The sequence below is a fragment of the Microcoleus sp. AT9b-C3 genome (genome assembly GCF_036705485.1).
Classification (GTDB): domain Bacteria; phylum Cyanobacteriota; class Cyanobacteriia; order Cyanobacteriales; family Microcoleaceae; genus Microcoleus.
On the sequence record NZ_JAUBUR010000025.1, the window covers coordinates 1 to 17,549 of the forward strand.

The 17,549-nt window shown below is 43.6% G+C and carries 15 protein-coding genes; 8 read left to right on the forward strand and 7 right to left on the reverse strand.

Translation table 11 applies throughout. The features are described 5' to 3' along the window. Nucleotides 1–310 precede the first annotated feature (310 nt). Together QUB77_RS20910 and QUB77_RS20915 are read left to right on the forward strand one after the other, a co-directional pair. Nucleotides 311–718 (forward strand): hypothetical protein, encoded by a 408-nt coding sequence (locus QUB77_RS20910; protein WP_333177253.1) that lies wholly within the window; start codon nucleotides 311–313, stop codon nucleotides 716–718. Continuing rightward, nucleotides 712–3,255: a protein kinase domain-containing protein gene (locus QUB77_RS20915; protein WP_333177250.1), complete on the forward strand. Its 2,544-nt coding sequence runs from the start codon at nucleotides 712–714 to the stop codon at nucleotides 3,253–3,255. The genes QUB77_RS20910 and QUB77_RS20915 overlap by 7 nt, the downstream gene beginning before the upstream one ends. Nucleotides 3,256–3,589: 334 nt before the next feature. Here QUB77_RS20915 and QUB77_RS20920 read toward each other — a convergent pair whose 3' ends face one another. Then, the gene (locus QUB77_RS20920; protein WP_333177248.1) at nucleotides 3,590–5,002 is read right to left on the reverse strand and encodes a hypothetical protein; all 1,413 of its coding nucleotides are present in this window, start codon (nucleotides 5,000–5,002) and stop codon (nucleotides 3,590–3,592) included. A 77-nt stretch (nucleotides 5,003–5,079) separates the two neighbouring features. Between QUB77_RS20920 and QUB77_RS20925 the strand changes: the two genes are divergently transcribed. Next, a complete protein-coding gene (locus QUB77_RS20925; RefSeq protein ID WP_333177247.1) occupies nucleotides 5,080–6,105 on the forward strand; it encodes a hypothetical protein in 1,026 nt (341 codons plus the stop codon). A 125-nt stretch (nucleotides 6,106–6,230) separates the two neighbouring features. Here the strand turns inward: QUB77_RS20925 and QUB77_RS20930 are convergent, their stop codons facing one another. Beyond that, a complete protein-coding gene (locus tag QUB77_RS20930) occupies nucleotides 6,231–6,554 on the reverse strand; it encodes a TMEM14 family protein (protein WP_333068784.1) in 324 nt (107 codons plus the stop codon). Between the two features lie 126 nt (nucleotides 6,555–6,680). Here QUB77_RS20930 and QUB77_RS20935 point away from each other — a divergent pair, with 126 nt between their 5' ends. The 4 genes from QUB77_RS20935 (at nucleotide 6,681) to QUB77_RS20950 (ending at nucleotide 10,434) form a co-directional block, all read left to right on the forward strand. After that, nucleotides 6,681–7,985: an ATP-binding protein gene (locus QUB77_RS20935; protein ID WP_333177246.1), complete on the forward strand. Its 1,305-nt coding sequence runs from the start codon at nucleotides 6,681–6,683 to the stop codon at nucleotides 7,983–7,985. 237 nt (nucleotides 7,986–8,222) lie between these two features. Then, nucleotides 8,223–8,669: a tellurite resistance TerB family protein gene (locus tag QUB77_RS20940; RefSeq protein ID WP_190739853.1), complete on the forward strand. Its 447-nt coding sequence runs from the start codon at nucleotides 8,223–8,225 to the stop codon at nucleotides 8,667–8,669. Nucleotides 8,670–8,822: 153 nt separating this feature from the next. After that, the gene (locus tag QUB77_RS20945; RefSeq protein WP_333177243.1) at nucleotides 8,823–9,248 is read left to right on the forward strand and encodes a thioesterase family protein; all 426 of its coding nucleotides are present in this window, start codon (nucleotides 8,823–8,825) and stop codon (nucleotides 9,246–9,248) included. Nucleotides 9,249–9,462: 214 nt separating this feature from the next. Beyond that, on the forward strand, nucleotides 9,463–10,434 hold the full coding sequence (locus QUB77_RS20950; protein ID WP_333177241.1) for a putative 2-dehydropantoate 2-reductase: 972 nt from the start codon (nucleotides 9,463–9,465) through the stop codon (nucleotides 10,432–10,434). A 216-nt stretch (nucleotides 10,435–10,650) separates the two neighbouring features. Here QUB77_RS20950 and QUB77_RS20955 read toward each other — a convergent pair whose 3' ends face one another. The 4 genes from QUB77_RS20955 to menA form a co-directional block, all read right to left on the reverse strand. Then, nucleotides 10,651–12,075 (reverse strand): 2-succinylbenzoate--CoA ligase, encoded by a 1,425-nt coding sequence (locus QUB77_RS20955; RefSeq protein ID WP_333177238.1) that lies wholly within the window; start codon nucleotides 12,073–12,075, stop codon nucleotides 10,651–10,653. Nucleotides 12,076–12,151: 76 nt separating this feature from the next. After that, entirely contained in the window at nucleotides 12,152–13,267 is a 1,116-nt protein-coding gene (locus tag QUB77_RS20960; RefSeq protein WP_333177237.1) for an o-succinylbenzoate synthase, read from the reverse strand. Nucleotides 13,268–13,422: 155 nt separating this feature from the next. Further along, the gene (gene menH, locus QUB77_RS20965) at nucleotides 13,423–14,226 is read right to left on the reverse strand and encodes a 2-succinyl-6-hydroxy-2,4-cyclohexadiene-1-carboxylate synthase (protein WP_333177234.1); all 804 of its coding nucleotides are present in this window, start codon (nucleotides 14,224–14,226) and stop codon (nucleotides 13,423–13,425) included. 142 nt (nucleotides 14,227–14,368) lie between these two features. Next, nucleotides 14,369–15,265: a 2-carboxy-1,4-naphthoquinone phytyltransferase gene (gene menA / locus QUB77_RS20970; protein WP_333177231.1), complete on the reverse strand. Its 897-nt coding sequence runs from the start codon at nucleotides 15,263–15,265 to the stop codon at nucleotides 14,369–14,371. Between the two features lie 382 nt (nucleotides 15,266–15,647). Between menA and QUB77_RS20975 the strand changes: the two genes are divergently transcribed. Beyond that, on the forward strand, nucleotides 15,648–17,081 hold the full coding sequence (locus tag QUB77_RS20975; protein ID WP_333177228.1) for an isochorismate synthase: 1,434 nt from the start codon (nucleotides 15,648–15,650) through the stop codon (nucleotides 17,079–17,081). 111 nt (nucleotides 17,082–17,192) lie between these two features. On the opposite strand, the gene QUB77_RS20980 is transcribed toward QUB77_RS20975, so the two are convergent. Further along, nucleotides 17,193–17,489, reverse strand: a complete 297-nt coding sequence (locus tag QUB77_RS20980; RefSeq protein ID WP_333177225.1) for an antibiotic biosynthesis monooxygenase — start codon at nucleotides 17,487–17,489, stop codon at nucleotides 17,193–17,195. Nucleotides 17,490–17,549: the final 60 nt, after the last annotated feature.

Sequence of the window (17,549 nt, forward strand, 5' to 3'; positions counted from 1 at the left end):
GGATACAAGCCCCCGGATTCATCCGTGGGGTCAATGCTTCAATCTAAAATCTAAAATCTAAAATCTAAAATCGATTGTCCGCCTCTTTTGCTATAATTTGTGAGCATCTTTCGGCTCGCCCGCACCGAGGGGCAAAACCCCTCACCCTGACCGCGACCGAAAAGCCGAGGATAGATATCAGTTGTCAGAGGAGATTGCAATGGGCGAATTTTTTACAGTCGATGTGTTTGCGAACACGATAGCGGTACTCGGCGCTTTGGGTTTTTTCTTTTTGGGATATCAAGCTTTGCAGATGTTGAAAAAATAAAGTATGTCAGAACTGAGATGTTGCACCATTGTCAAGAACGGGCAAGATGCCCGTTCCACAAAGAATGATTTTTCTTGTGGAATAGGCATCTTGCCTGTTCCTAAACAAGTAATTGAGAATGGTGCAATATCTCAGTCAGAAGTCAGAAGTCAGAAGTCAGAAGGAAAGAAATCAGAAGTAAAGAAGGAAGAGGGAATAAGTCCGATGGAAGTCGGAAGAAGGAAAGAAAGAAGAAGGGAAGAAACAACTATTCCGAATACCCAATGCCCTGTTTTGCCAATGCCCCATGCCCTGTTTTGCCAAGGCTTGGGAACACCTAATTTACCTGAAAAAGGCTATACAACTGACTCAACAGTGCAACTGTTTCTTGCGAAAATCAACCAAAAAAAGGCTGCGTTATTATCATGGTGAGCCAACTTTTAGATGGACGCTATCAAATCATTGAAGTCATAGAAACAGGAGAATTTGGACAAACCTATCTTGCCAAAGATATTCGCCGTCCGGGAGAACCGCAGTGCTTTGTCAAGCACCTGCGTCCCGGTACCACCGAACCGAAATTAATTAATACTACGCGCCGTCTTTTTCAAAAAGAAGCCGAAGTTCTAGAAAAGCTCGGTCAACACGACCAAATTCCTCAGCTATTCGCTTATTTTGAAGAAAATGAAGAATTTTTCTTAGTTGAATCCTTTGTTGCCGGTCACTCGCTATCAACTGAGATTGTACCGGGCAAACCTCTAAGCGAAGAAAAAATGATTGCTTTGCTGAAGGAACTGTTAGAAATTTTAGTGTTTGTACACGGACAGGGAGTAATCCACCGAGATATTAAACCTGCAAATTTAATCCGCCGCTATTCAGACAATAAGTTAGTTTTAATTGACTTTGGCTCGGTGAAAGAAATTCACATCGCTCAAAGACAAGCGCCGGTAACTGTGCGGATTGGCACTCTGGAATATATGCCGATCGAACAATTTCAATATAACCCGCAACTCAACAGCGATATCTACGCTTTGGGAATGATTGGCATCCAAGCAATGACGGGTTTGCCGGCTTACGATTTGCCGAAACTGCGGGATTTGAAAAATTCCAATAAAGGTGAAATTGTTTGGCGGCATTTAGCCACGTGTTCCCAAGCGCTGGCGGATGTTTTGGATAATATGGTGCGCTACGATTTTCGGGAGAGATACCAGTCGGCGGCGGAAGCTTTAGCCGATTTGAGGAAAATTGGCGATCGCTCGCGGGCGCGGATTCCTAAGCTAACAATATATCGCGAAGAAGTCGATCGGCGCAGCAGCAGTCGGGGTGATATTACAGTCGTCGGTCGTAGAATATTAGATGAACTGCGCGTCAGTTTGGAATTGCTGCCAGAAGAAGCAGAGGCGATCGAAGATGAGGTATTGAACCCTTACCGCAAATACAGGCAAAAAGGCGAACGCTACGAACAATCACTGCAAGAAGCAATGCAGCAAGAATATCCCTTTTCTGTGGAAACTCGCGACGAGTTAAAACGCTTGCAGCAAGTTTTAGGGCTTACCGACGAAGATGCCGCGAAAATCGAAGAATTAGTCGTTCCTAAATCTTTATTCGCTAAATTGTACAAGGCGATCTCCACAGTTTTGGAGGGACACCGCAACCCCAGTGGGCCACCAGCCAGCAGCGCCCCTCAACTCGAATTGCAGGCAAGTCCGGCGGTATCCTCCCAGGTAAATCTGAACGGAAAAACCGATTTCTCGTTAGCGCAGCCCGCCCCTACGGGGGCTACGCCAACGGAGAGGATCGCCAGCCCAGCAGCACTTGTCCCCAAAGAAACTCGCAAATTCAATCCTTATCTTGCCGGGGCAACAATTGCGGCTATCTTAGCTGCGATCGGCGGAATTTATGGATATCTCAAGTGGCAAGAATGGGAGCAGCGAGCCCAGAAAGAATCCCAACAGCTCAATCAAATTGCCGCTCTCTATAAAGCCAGCAATTATGAAGACTGCATCAGCCAAATACCAACAATTGCCAACACTTCCAGCACCTATGCGTCCGCTCAGGAGTTACAGGAACAGTGCCAAGCAGGTCTGCAGTGGAAGAACGCCAAAGTCAAAAATTTCGCTCAGCATTCAGATGCAGTTGGGTCGGTTGCTTTCAGTCCAGACGGCTTAATGTTAGCCAGCGGTTCTAAAGACAAAACCATCCAAATTTGGGATTTAGCTACAGGCAAGTCGATCCGCACTTTTCCAGGAGATTCCTCGACTATTTGGTCGGTTGCTTTTGACTCAAACGGTACGAAACTGGCGACTGGAACCGGTTTTTGGCGAGTCATGCTGTGGGATTTGAAAACAGGGCAAGTGATTCGCAGTCTCGACCACACTGCTTCTGTATGGTCTGTCGCTCTCAGCCCCGACGGACAGCTTGTTGCTAGCGGTAGCGGAGACAAAACCACAAAGATTTCAGATGCAGAAACTGGTCGTTTGATTCAGAGTTTTCCAGACCATACAGATTTTGTTTATTCTGTTGCTTTTACTCCAGATGGAAAAAGTTTGGTTAGCGCTTCTAAGGATACAAAAATTACAATTGTGGATGTGGCAACAGGGGCGTTGGTCAAAACTATTGAGGGACACGGCGACGCGGTGAGGTCGGTTGCTGTTAGCCCCGACGGCAAGACAATTGTTAGCGGTTCCTACGATGAAAGTATTAAAATCTGGAATATCGAAACAGGAGATTTAATTCGCTCTATAAAGGGACATTCTGACGATATTGTCTCGGTTGCGATTAGCCCGGACGGGAAGTTTATTGCGAGCGGGAGCAAGGATAAAACTATTAAAGTTTGGGATTTTGCTACGGGAGAGTTGCTGAATACTTTGGCGGGACATACGGATGAGGTTTATGTGGTGACTTTTAGTCCTGATGGGAAAACTATTGCTAGCGGTTCTAAAGACAATACTATTAAGTTGTGGTTGAGGTAATCTGAAGGAAGAAGGAAGAAGGAAGAACGAAGAAGGAAAAAGGAAGAAGGAAGAAGGAAGAAGGAAGAACGAAGAAGGAAAAATAGTCCTTGACGCACAGACTATACTTGTAGGGTGCGCAGTGCGCACCTTACTACAGATAGTGTAACAATTGAAAAGTCGTGTTCAGGACTGAAGAAGTCAATACTTGTAGGGTGCGCAGTGCGCACCTTACTACAGATAGTGTAACAATTGAAAAGTTGTGTCCAGGACTGAAGAAGTCAGTCAACAGTCAACAGTCAACAGTCAACAGTCAACAGTCAACAGTCAACAGTATCCATTAGTCATTGGTCATTTAATTGCTATAATTCAGCTCATTTTTTAAGGTTTTGGGAAAGTGCCAATAAGGCGTTTCTAATTCGTCCTCAGTTGGATACTTTTCAGTTGATTTTTCTCGGATTTGAAAAAAGTGGTAGAGGTTAGCCACAGTTAAATCGGATATTTCTTGCCAATTCGATGCAGCTAAAGCTTGATAGCCAGTAGCGATCGCCTGTTGGCTGACATAAACTTCGTATCTCCGGCGGATTTCCGGCGACACAGCGAAGGTTAGCTGGTCGCGCAAGGATAGAAAGTGAGACTTTTGCTTTAAAGTTTCATAAAGTGAAGGTTCCGCAGCTAATACCGCGAATGTAGTGTACACGCTGCTTTTTAAACTCTCGCCGGTGAGTTTATCTAAACTAGCTAACTGGTGCTGCTCTTTTGGAGACAAAGTTTCCATCCAATCAACCTCATTTTGCCAAAATTCTATTACACTTAAATCATGACCGAGAATCCTAGTAACTTCGGGAAATAAAAAATCTAGTTCGGGTTCCGATTGACATCCTTTAACAACAGTTAGAATATTTTGACGAATTTTTGATTGGAGTTCCAGCAGGCGATCGCTCACCATATCGTAAGCCCGCTGCAAGTGAAACGTGACCCCGATCGCCTGCTCGATCGCCCAAACACATTCCATTTGCCTGAGCTGTCCGGCCGAACACACCCCCTCCAACAAACTAGGATTATCATAAATTTTTAAAGCCTCAAATAGCATATCCCGCCCGCTATTAATTTCGGAATTCCGAAGTTTAAGATCGGGCACGGTTAGGGCTGACTGACAGCGTTTGATAGCTTTAGAAAAAATCTCATAACCGTTAACCAGTTTCTGGCGGTGCATTTCAAAACTAGAGTCGTGAGCCACCTTAAAAATCTGCTGGATTACCTCTACTCCCCTATCTTTGAGGATGTGTCTGAGATCGATAAACCCGTCTTTAATTTTTAGCTTCTGGTGCTTGGCCTCTTCTCGGATTTTTAATACTTGGTTGAGGTTTATTGCTGACAAAACTGTGCTCGATACAGTGCCAATACCAATGACAGCAGCAGTCGCTTGCATAACTGCCAAATTAATTTTCAGACAGTTAAGCATTCTGTATGTTTTTTGAAACCCCTGATGAGTTTGAGCCACCTGCAGCGGCGCCAGTGTCACGTAGACGGGAGCTACCAGTGGCTGTATGGGGCCACCTCCGGCTAACTGTGCGAGCAATCCTATAACTCCGCGCGAGGATAGAGTTTCACTTCTTGATTGATAAAAGATTTTTGCGAGCTCCACAAACTCCCCTGTCACCGGATCTCTAGCAGCCGGGAGCAATTTTCCTGTTTTGGCAGCAGGCTGTACAAGGTTGCCACTATTGAGTCGCGCCTGAGTTGCAGGGGTGAATATATAATCCATGTGGTGACTCAGTTTCCATTCAAAAAGGCAGATGTTTTGTATTGTATGCTGTTTATGGAAACGAGGCATCAAAGGAAATGAATGAGTATCTCAAGGCATTCCAGGCTATTACCCTGTTTAGCGATCGATTGTTGGCAGACGAATATCAATCCGTGGAGATTAAACAGTCAGCTACCCAACTCAGTTTAGATGTGGAACCTTGTATTGACGAAATTAAGCAATCTGCCATCAGACTCAAGGGGTTACTTCAGGTATGTTTCAAAGATGTATCTCAGGCTGAGGATGTTTGGAATAGCAAGCCGAGAATTGCTGGATCTTCTCCTGTTGATGTCTGGGAGCAAATTGGCGAACTAAGCGGCTGCGATGTGAGAATTCGCAGTTTAGGAAAACGGGGCAAATATGATGCTGTTGTTAAAGTTCGCCAATCTTGGAGCGACAAGGCGACCAAGTTAAAAAATCAGTGGTTTTTGTGGGATAAAAACCCTCAAGTCTTTCAAAGAGATACTATTGGTTTTTTTGAAAAAGATAATTTGCACAAAGAGTTGCGGAATGAAGTTGATGCCCAAGCCGAGCGAGTGATTTTAATTATGGAGAATGAACTGAGTTTAATTTTTAAAGAATTACAATCTATTGATATAGAAAAAATTGAACTTTGTATTGAATGCTTCGACCTAAACAGTCAGTCGAAATTTAGAGAGCGACTACAATCAATAGGCGGGGAGATTGTATCGAAGTTTACGGAGCCACTGAAATATTTGCCTGATTCTTATATGAAAACTTTTAAAGAAACGCTGAAAGAACCTGTAGAAACTCTGGTTCATAAAAGCAAGATGGGAATCAGTTTGATCGATTTTGAAGAGTCCTGTAAAGTGATTGGGTTAATCCTGGATAATGTGATTATAGCAGTCTTTGAGGAGCGCATGAAACTAGCCATTCAAACAGTTGAAAAAGCGATTAAATTCTACAATAATTTTTTAGAGAAGCAGGCGCGGTATCAGAAAGAGACGCCGGAACAGCGATCGGCGGAAAAAGATTGGATCGAATGCCAGCGGCAGCAACTCAGGGAAGTTCAGCAGTATATTGATGCAGTCATTAGTCATTAGTTATTGGTCACTGGTCACTGGTTATTGGTTAGTAGTTATTGGTTATTGGTTATTAGAACGAACAACTAACAATTAACAAATAACCACTGACCACTAAAAACAGTTAATAGTCAACAGTCAACTGATTATTGATATTGACCGCTGAGTTCGTAAACGATCGCGCCCAAAGACGCTAAGCTAGCTAAAATTAGCATTCCTGCAGGCATGAATTTTTGAGTTTTAACCAGGCGCACAATAAAGACTATTACTAAAACAGCGGAGATGGCTGCTGCTAATGTTAAACCCCAACTTTGTCCCATAAGCTGGGCGGTGCCGGCAAAAATTAGCAGCGAACCGCTAATCAAGCCGGAAATGAGCGAGGCTTGGCTTTTGGCCTTGATATAACCCATGATGCCGCCAACCAGTGTTAAAATGCCGTAGCCGATCGCGGCTGCTGTACCTAAATTCATTTTTAATCCTCCAGATTTGACTGTTTGCATCTAAATTTATACAGCGCGGCCTGCAATTAGTGTCACGAATTGTTAGAAAATTTATTAAAGCCAGTCAGGATATGTAACTGTTATACAATTGCCATTATGTCAGCCCTAACTTCTGCTGCGATCGCCCAAATCCGTTACCTCCAGCGCCAAGCAGCATCCCTGCTGCTGTATCAATCAGTTCTCAAAAGCCCCGCAGGTCAAGCTTTTCTCGATTTGCTGCAAGCCCTCCACCACAGCGAAGTCAGCGGTTTGGAATGTCAGGTAGCTTACGGGAACTGGTTCAAACTTCAGGCTGCTAAAAATTTAAGCTGGAAAGATTCTCTGATTTGGGAAATTCTCAAAGACGAAAACCCCTTTTCTTGCCGAGCACAGCAAACAGATTTTGCAAGTTTGCCCCCCGCTTTGGTGGAGGCCGCCCGACATGATTTACAAGTGCTGCAAAATATTTACGAATGCAGCAGCGAACAATTGAGCAAGTGGGTGCGGGTAGCGGGTCAACTTGACGCAGTACCTCCGATTTGGCATTCAGAAACTGTAGCAGAACAGGGAGATTTGCCGCTGCACGGGAAACTAGAAAAATGGTCGAGCGCGGCGGAATCTTTGGCAGTTTATTACCGACAGTTTGGCACGGGTTTGTTTGCAGAATATCGCGCTTTTGCGTGGCGGAGAGGGCAGTTTGCGAGTATTTCACATCCCGATGGCATAACTTTAAAAGAGTTGGTTTGCTGCGATTGGCAGCGGGATGCTCTGGTGAAAAATACGGAGTTTTTGTTGGCAGGTTATCCGGCTTTGCACGTCTTGCTGTACGGGAGCCGCGGTTCGGGTAAGTCTTCTTTGGTGAAGTCGCTATTAAATGAGTTTGGATCTCGCAATCTGCGCTTGATTGAAGTATCTAAATCTGATTTGCAAGATTTGCCACTAATTGTCGAGCAGTTGCGGGGAGTTCCTCAAAAGTTTATTGTTTTTGTGGATGACCTTTCCTTTGAGGAAGATGACGATGCTTTTAAAGCTCTGAAAGTTGTTTTGGAAGGAAATGTCACTGCTCGCTCTCAAAATGTGGTAGTTTACGCAACATCTAACCGCAGGCATTTAATTCGAGAGTTTTTTGACGACAGGCCTCGCCCTCGCGATGGAGAGGAAGTTCACGCTTGGGATACTGTGCAGGAAAAACTTTCATTTAGCGATCGATTTGGCTTGACTTTAACTTTTGAACCGGCCGATCAAAACACTTATTTAACAATTGTCCGACATCTGGCAGAACTTGCTGGAATCAAACTCGCTGCTGAGGATTTGGAACACCGCGCTAAAGAATGGGCAACTCGTCGCAATGGGCGATCGGGGAGGACTGCGCGGCAGTTTGTTGATTTCCTGAAAGCAGATTTAGCCCTTTTTGACAAATAGATAGTCGGCGCTGGGAAGGCGGGTTTTAGTCGATATATGGCCAGGCAATTCAGGATAGGAATTAACCCGCCCTTACAGCACACAAGGGCGAAATAAAAATCTTAATTTTTTCATAACTTTATTGATAACAACTAACTAACAAGATTTGATATAATTGTCGAAATCTCCCAAGAAACTTCTCGAGCCAGAGCACATCCTGACTCCATGAATCGACTACTAAATAATGAGGAAAATATCATGGGTTTATTTGATAAAGTATCGCAGACTCGTCAAGAAACAGACGTAACGTTAGGGCCTGCAGAAGCATTTGCGGCGATCGCACTAATTGCCGTAGCAGCCGACGGTTACATCAATGACAGCGAAAGTAAAGCGATTAGCATGACGCTATCTCGGATGCAACTGTTCCGCAGCTATCCCGATGATGTGATGAGAAAAATGCTCGATCGCCTGCTGATGATTCTGCAACGGCAAGGAGTTGAGGTACTGTTTAATGCGGCTTTAGCAACGCTTCCCGACGAACTTAAAGAAACTGTTTTTGCGGTCACAACTGATATCGCGTTAGCAGATGGCGAGGTTTCAGAAGAAGAAGAACAACTTTTGAACGATCTTTACAGTGCCTTGGGGCTTTCCGAAGATATTGCCCTCAAGATTATAGACGTGATGTTGATTAAGAACAAAGGTTAAGAAATCAGGGGAAGCAGTGAGGATGGCGAGTTTTACCAGATAAAAAATTAGCGCCTACTTACTTAGCTGATAACTTCTCCCAAAGTGCGGGTTTACCGATATGATGGTTGGTAAAATTGCGATCGAATTTGCGATCGCCCCTTACTACCTCAAATGCCTTTCACTTACACCCGCACTGTTCGCTTTCAAGATACCGATGCTGCTGGAGTCGTTTACTTTGCTAACGTTTTGGCGATGTGCCACGAAGCTTACGAGGCATCTCTAGCAGCATCGGGAATCAATCTCAAAGCATTTTTTAGCAATCCCGAAGTTGCCTTTCCCATAATTCATGCTAGTGTAGATTTTTATCGCCCAATGTTTGCGGGCGATCTGCTGACGATTCAATTGACGCCCAAACAAGTTGCTGGCGATGAATTGGAAATTGTCTATCAAGTATTTTCTGGGGAAGTTGCAGGAAGAAGCGCAGCAAAAGCTCTTACTAAGCACGTCTGCATCAATGCAGTTAGCCGAACTAGAAAACATCTATCTGAAGACTTGATGCAGTGGATGAGGAAATTAGAGATTGAGATTTCCGATTAGTTCTATCTTTAAATAATAGCAGGGTATGACAGTCAGTCGATTTTAGATTTTAGATTTTAGATTTTAGATTTACTTGCAGCGCAGTGAATCTGGGAGTTTCAACAAAAGTCTAAAATTTTGGACTGATCGCGACAGGAGTACGTGGCACTGTATCCGTTTTAGAGCGGGGTCTAATTTCTTTTTGGTTGAGAATTTTTTCGGAGTTTTTGATATTATGTCAAATCGCAATTATGCCATTGTGGGCACGGGAGCTTTAGGCGGATTCTACGGTGCTAGACTGCAACAAGCAGGTTTAGAAGTCAATTTTTTGCTACGCAGCGATTACGAACAGGTCAGAAAACACGGTTTGATTGTGGAGTCTCCCGAAGGTGACTTCACCCTCCCCCACGTCCGCGCCTACCACGACGCGCACAAAATGCCTCAGTGCGACGTAGTAATTGTAGGGCTGAAAACCACTCAAAATCACTTGTTGCCCAAAATATTGCCTCCTTTATTAAAGGATAACGGCGCGGTTTTAGTATTGCAAAACGGATTGAATGTCGAACCGGAAGTAGCTAAAATTGTCGGTGCAGAACGAGTGCTAGGCGGGCTGTGTTTTCTCTGTTCTTATAAAGTTGGGCCCGGTCATATCTGCCACCTCGATTACGGCACTATCACGCTGGGAGAATATGCCCAAGACTACAAAGCAATCGGTATTACTGATAGATTGCACAAAATTGCTGCGGACTTTAAACGTGCTCATATTCCTATTAAAATGAGCGAAGATTTGCTATTATCAAGGTGGAAAAAGCTAGTTTGGAATATTCCTTATAACGGGCTGTCTGTAGTGTTGGATGCCAGAACAGATGAACTGATGGCTAATCCCGATACTCTGATTTTAGTCAAGGAAATCATGGGGGAAGTGATAGCAGCCGCCAAAAGTTGCGATCGCATTATTCCCGATGACTTTATCCCACATATGCTCGAATACACTGAGAAAATGAAGCCTTACCGCACCAGCATGAAAATCGATTATGATGAATCGCGGCCCCTGGAAGTTGAGGCGATTTTTGGTAATCCGATACGGGTGGCGCAGCAAGCAGGTATTAAGTTGCGCCAAATAGAGGTACTTTACCGAATGTTGAAGTTTGTGGATTTTCAAAGACAAGAAGCAGAGAGGACGAGAAGGCTGTTAGGTTTGTCGTAATTTAGGTCAAATAGCGGTAAGGTGCGCATTGCGCACCCTACATAAATTGATATTCGATGGCACTCAAATAGCGGTAAGGTGCGCATTGCGCACCCTACATAAGCCGTAAGGTGCGCATTGCGCACCCTACATAAATTGATATTTGAGCGCAAGCGGTAAGGTGCGCAATGCGCACCCTACATAAGTAAAATAGCGGTAAGGTGCGCAATGCGCACCCTACATAAATTGATATTCTATCGCAATTTCTTGCAATTGTTCTCGATTAACTTTGCCTTGAGAATTGCGCGGCAATTGTTCGACAATTACCCAATATTTCGGCCGCTTAAACTTGCTCAACTTATCTTCTATCGCTGCTTGCAGATTTTTCACAGTAACTTCGGAATTAGCGGGAACGTAGATAGCCGTAACGACTTGACCCCAATCTTGGTCTGGCAAGCCAATTACAGCAATATCCGCAACTAAATTAGTCGATCGCACAACGGCTTCAACTTCCGCCGGAAATACATTTTCTCCGCCTGTGATAATTTTGTCGCTGCTGCGTCCGACGATATTTAAGTAGTTATTTTTATCAAAAAATCCCAAATCATCTAATTGGAAATATTCACTGTCGCCAAATTTTTTAGGATAATAACCCAAGGCTAAAGATTTAGCATTGACCACAATATTTCCAATTTGATTTTCGCACAAAATATCGCCATTGGCACTGCGAATAGTTATTTTAGCGTGCGGTAAAGTTTGACCGGAACTGCTATTGCCCGCGAGAAAATCTTCGGGTTTTAGTGTAGCAATTTGCGATGCAGTTTCGGTCATGCCATAACTTGGCGCTAATTTGATTTGATAGTTCCTAGCTGTTTCTAAAAGTTCCGGCCAAGCGGGAGCACCGCCCAAAAGTACAGCACGAAACCGTCTCAGCCAATTAGCTGTGTCTGCGTTTTGCAGCAGCCGTTGCAGTTGAGTTGGAACTAAAGAAATGAAAAATTCTCCTGGTTCGATGTCGCTTTTTTTAACACTTTCTAATTCTTTAAATGGCTGAATTGCCAGTTTCCCTCCGGTAGTAAAGGAACGCATAAACTGCATTAAACCGCTGACGTGGTATAATGGCAAAACGCAGAACGAGTTGATTTTGTCTACTTGAAAATATTGTTGAAAACCTTGTACTGATGCCGTTAGCGTTTCCCAAGTGTGGATGGCAAAACGGATTTTTCCTGAAGAACCGCCTGTGGGAATCATGATCGTACCAAAACCGCTTTTACCGGGCGAATGGAATTCGCGGCTAGACAAACGAAGTTCGCCTTCGCTGACTGGGATATGGGGATTTTTGGGAAGCGGGTATTGTCCTAAAAATATGTCTGGTTGGACTAAATCAAAGACTTGTTCCCATTCGGGTTTTACCCAATTGGGATTGCAGAGAAAAATCGGGCATTTGGCGGCGCGGGCGGCGGTGAAACTGGCAAGAAATTGCACTGGTTCTGGTTCGGCGAGGCAAATTTTTGGGGGTGTTTTTTGTGCGGGATTTTGGGTGATTTCTTGAAATAGCCGATCGACAATTCGGGCAAATTCGCGACTGTCACAACCAATCAGCCAATTATCTGGCAAGCTAGGCGCGAGATCCCGAATATTTACTGTGAGATTTGTTGCCATAGATGCTTTCACCAAGTTTCTCGATTAAAAACAATTACTTAACCCGCCTGATTTAGTCGTGAGACTAATCTAAAATCTAAAATCTAAAATCTAAAATCGAATGATTGTCATCGAACCAGCAATCGGTGCCGAAGCCGAGTGCTCTTTTATTTAAAGATAATTCTGTTGCTAAATTTAATGCTGCTTGTCTGCCGATTTGGGTTTCAAATACTGATGAGAAAACAGCGTCTATATTGTGAGTTTGACAAAATTTTCCCAGTTGAGATGGGGAACCAGCAATCGCAGGTTTAATGACGAAAATGCCCCGCCAGCCTTGGGTGTAGCACTCTTGAATGCGATCGAGGTTGGCTGCAGATTCATCAAGGGCGATCGCAGTTGCATAAATAGCATTCAATTCTACCATTTCCTGAAACTGTGTTACGGGCAGCGGCTGTTCCAAAAATTCAATGTCTGCAGAAAAATCGGGAGTTGCTTTTACCTCGTCGCAAGCTTCCAGCCATGTTTTAGCCTGCGAGTAACTGAGTCCCCCGTTGGCATCTAACCGCAAAAATGCTTTTTCGCGATCGCACAAATTGTGCATTGTTTGGATTAGCTGCTGAAAAATCTTTAATTCTTGTTCAATTGCAGCAACACCAATCTTCCATTTAAACGTGCGATATCCCTCTAACCAAAGCACTTGCAAAGCCTGCAAAGCTGTTTCACCTGCTGGCAATAAACCGCTGAACCGATTTTTTTCTTCTTCATCCCCAACCTCTCTCCATTGGTGACTGCTTAAGACTGAACCCGCAATCAATGTCGATTTTAGGCGAAGTCTAGATCCCCCTAAATCCCCCTTCATAAGGGGGACTTTGAGAATATTTCTTGTCCCCCCCTTATTAAGGGGGGTTAGGGGGGATCTAGAGTTTGATAGTGCTGACTCAAAGCCAAATTGACAAGCAGGCAATTCAGCAGAAATAGAGAAAATCGCCTCTTCTGAAATATTACCTAGCAACGATTTACAAAAATCTAAAGCTTGCTCAAAACTTTCGGAACCAAACCAACTCAAAGGGGCAATTTCTCCCCAACCAATTTGACCATTCTCGTCAGTAATTCGCAGGATAATTCCTTCGCGAATATCCCAAATTCCGTGACTTGTTTGCAGTGGACGCTTAAATTTTCGCTGATAAGTGCGAAACTCCAATTGATAAAGCATTGGTTTTTTGGTTAATCATAAAAGTCTCTCATTTTATCAATTGTAAGGTGCGCACTGCGCACCCGATCATTACAGAATGTGCGCGTTGTTGTTACATAGGATTAAAGAATGTGCGCAGTGCGCACCCTACAACATTGATATTTGTGTCGCAAGTCTTATTGATCATAAAATTGTCTCACAACTGCTCCAAACTTATCAATATTTTCAAAATGAATATTGTGACCCGCTTTTGGTACAATTTCCAGACGGGCGGCTGGACACAAGCTGGCAATTTCGGTATTTATAGTTGTAAATTTATCATCATATTCTCCCGCTAGCAAGAGGATGGGGATGTGATTTTGTGGCAGTTTTTCCCAGAGAGAGGGCTGGTTGCCTGTTCCCATGTGGCGGAGTGATTTGGCTAATTCTAAGGGATTGTTTGCTAAGCGGGTTTCTATGAGTTTGTCGAAGTGGGGAGAGTTTTTTAAAGATTTGAATAAAGGGATCTCGTACCAGTTGAATAAAAAATCTTTAATGTTGCTATTTTCCAGCTTTTGTGCTAGCTGTAAATCGGCTTGCAGGCGGTGCGATCGCTCTTTTTCTGTTTTCAATCCTGGCGAAGCTGACTCTAATACTACTTTCTCGAATCTTTCTGGGAAATGTAATGTCATGTAAAGTGCCAATCGCCCGCCCATAGAATAGCCCAATAACAAACATTTGTCTATTTGTAAATCATTTAATAACTCGATCAATGCTTGGGCTGTATTTGGCATATTGTAGCAACTTTCGTCGCCGTTGACTTGGGTTTTTCCGTGGCCGGGAAGGTCAACTACTAAGCAGCAATAACTGTTAGAAAGTAAGGGAATGACCCTGCTAAAGTCTTGACTGCTGCCCGTGAATCCATGCAAAAATAAAAGTGTCGGCTGATTATTGTTGCCAGTTAAGGAATAGTGAAAGTTATAATTATTAAATTTGTCCATATACAATTATACGATTCAATGTGAGGTACGGATTGCTGAATTAAAGAAGATTTTGAGAAGTCGCCAAACTCTGGCAACTCCACGAACTCCCTCAACTTAGCAAACCATACCTCCAATTTACCGGGATTCTCGATCGCCCGATCTACAAAGCAAACCCCAACGCCAGCAGCAATCCGCTCGAAAAATGCAGGGTAACTGCGATAAACTTAGAGTTGCTGACCTTTACCGGTTGGTCGTGATAGTCTGTGACATGGCGGCAAAGGTCGATCGCAAATGGCAAACTACCAAAAATCAACAGCGTCCAAATTGAGAACATTCCCAAAGCCACAAATAGCACAGTCAAAGCATAAATGCTGCCGCACAACCACTGCAACAACTGGGCACCTTTTTTCGTACCGAGTCGAACAATTGGCGATTTTTTACCCGCCGCCAAATCGTCCTCAACTTGGTGAAAGTGGGAACAAAATAAGATGATACTCGTTGTAATTCCCACGATTGCTGAAGCCGCAAAATTAGTTGCAGACCAAGTTTGAGTTTGACTGTAATAAGCTGCGGCTAAGGCTAGCGGCCCGAAGGTGAAAAAGCAAATAATTTCTCCCAAACCTTGATAGCCAAGACGAAACGGAGGCCCTTGATAAGTGTAGCCGAGAGCACAGCACAAAACTACTAGCAAAATTACTGTTGCGTCTTTTTGCCACCAGCTTATGGCGCAGATTCCCGACACTCCAACTGCTAAAAACAGATTGGCTAGCCCGAAAATTAAAGTTTTATTGCCGGTTAAGTTAACTAGAGAATGCGCTTTGTTTTTATCGATGCCTGTTTCTGAGTCAAATACATCATTGCTGAGATTCAGCCATGCTATAATCAAAATGGCTGACATTAAAAATGTCGAAAAAATTGACGAATTAATCGTTTGAGTTTCGGCAAAAGCAATTGCAGTTCCTACTGAAATAGGAATCACCGCAACGCTGTACATGGGCGGCTTGATTGCCGCCAGCCACAATTTACTATTTGAACGTTCAATTAACTTTGTTGTCATTACACAAACTTGATGCAATTGATAGCAGCGTAGTAATTTTACAATTTTATTGGTGAACAAAGTCTACTCTCGATCGGGTTGAGTGTACGGGGGGCATCCACACAGAGGCTGTGGCGGTACTCAAACAGCGCAAGTAGCCCGTCTGTAAACCTCTGCAGGGGTCGATCGACTTTTGCGAAATTTAGCCGATCGATCTTAAAGTTTTGTGTCTAAATGTTTCGATCGATCGCCCGACGGGGGTTTTTTTCCCCAACAGAGCCCAAACTTTCCGGGAAACTCGAAAGGTCATGTTTTGCGATCGCCCTCCCGTGCTTAGATCGAAATAGGGGTTTTAGCCGGACAAACCCACACTCTATCTGACAAATCTGCTATTCTCGCTTTCATGACAGTAATACCGCACCGCGCTAATCTCTTGCAAAACCGCAATCAACTGCATCAGTTTCTGTTAAATTGCCAGCAGTCTTTAACCGAAAAAGATCGCACAAAAATAGTTAGTATTTCTCAGGAAATTTACCCCGTCGATCCGCTAGCTGTACTGCAAGAGATTTCCGAACCTTGTCAGCGGCACTTTTACTTTGAAAAAAGAAACCCAATTGTCGGCAAAAGTTTTGCGATCGCAGCCCTCGATTCGGCAATCCATCTCACAGTAGCAGGAACCGATCGATTTGCCTTAGCTCAAAATTTTATTCGTTCAACACTTGCCAATACAATTACCATTGGTGCGGAACGCTTGCCATTTAGCGGGCCTCACTTTTTTTGCAGTTTTACTTTTTTTGATGAGAACATTGCGGCTAATTCTTACTTTCCGCCCGCTACCATATTTTTACCAAAATGGCAAATTGCCCGACAGAAAGATAGCTGCATTATCGTCGCCAATGCCGTCATAGAAAAAGATATAAACATTAAAAGCATCGCCGAAAATATCTGGCAAACATTTGATAAAATTGCCTCTCGAAAATACCCTAAATTAACTACAGCGCTCGACAGTTCGATATCTTTGAAACAAATTCCCGTGAATGATGCCAGTCAATTTAAAACATCAGTCAAGTCGGCTTTAGAATTGATAAAATCTCAATATTTTAGTAAAATTGTTTTATACCAAGCCATAAATGTAATTTCTAAAACCCCTGTCAGTTTAATAGATTCCTTAAATAACTTGCGCCTCAGTTATCCAGATTGCTATGTATTTTCAACCAGTAACGGCAAAGGTCAAAATTTCATCGGTGCCAGTCCAGAACGCTTAATTAGCATTCACAACAATCAGTTATCAACAGATGCTTTAGCCGGTTCAGCACCGAGGGGAAAAACTGAAGCAGAAGATGCGAAACTAGCCCAGGGATTGCTAGAGAGTGAGAAGGATATTCGAGAACATCAAGTTGTGATTGATTTTATAGTCCATCACCTTTCTAAACTAGGCATAACCCCCAATTGTCCCCCAACTCCCAGACTGCTGCAACTATCAAACATTCAGCATTTGTGGACACCAATCACAGCTCAAATTCCCGCCGATATTCATTTATTAAAGATTTTAGCTCAACTGCATCCAACCCCAGCGGTAGCGGGCGTTCCGAGAGACATCGCCCTCGAACAAATTCGTCGCTGCGAAACCTGCGATCGCTCCCTCTACGCAGCACCCATCGGCTGGATCGATGCCCGTGGCAATGGGGAATTTGCGGTCGGCATTCGATCGGCATTAATCGACGGCGATCGGGCTATACTCTATGCTGGTAATGGTATTGTGGCAGGTTCCGAACCGGAAAAAGAACTAGCCGAAATTCAGCTCAAATTACAACCACTTTTAAATGCTTTGGTCTAATTCAACTAATTTTAATCCGATCCCAGGAACCGGGTTTTTTACGAAAAGACGCGTTCGAGCCAGTAGATTCCGTAAAAACCCGGTTTCTTTGGTTGGAGTGCGTAAGTCATGTTAATTAATTTTCACCTCCTCAAAATGTTCTACTATGGGAAAAGGATCGTAAAAATGGTGAAGCATTCTTTTCCACTCTTGATATTCAGCGGAATTCCTAAATCTAATTGTATGAGCTTCTAAATTTTCCCATCTCACCAATAATAGATATTTTCCTTGAACTTCTGTGCAGCGATGAAGTTCGTGAAATAAATATCCATCTATAGACGCTATCAAACTGGAGGCTTCTCTAAAAGCTATCTCAAAATCACCCTCACAGCCAGATTTGACATTAAGCACAACCGCCTCAAGAATCATAAAAATGTATCCTGACAATTATTTGAGTATAATATCCTAGCACAATACAGAGTTGAGCTA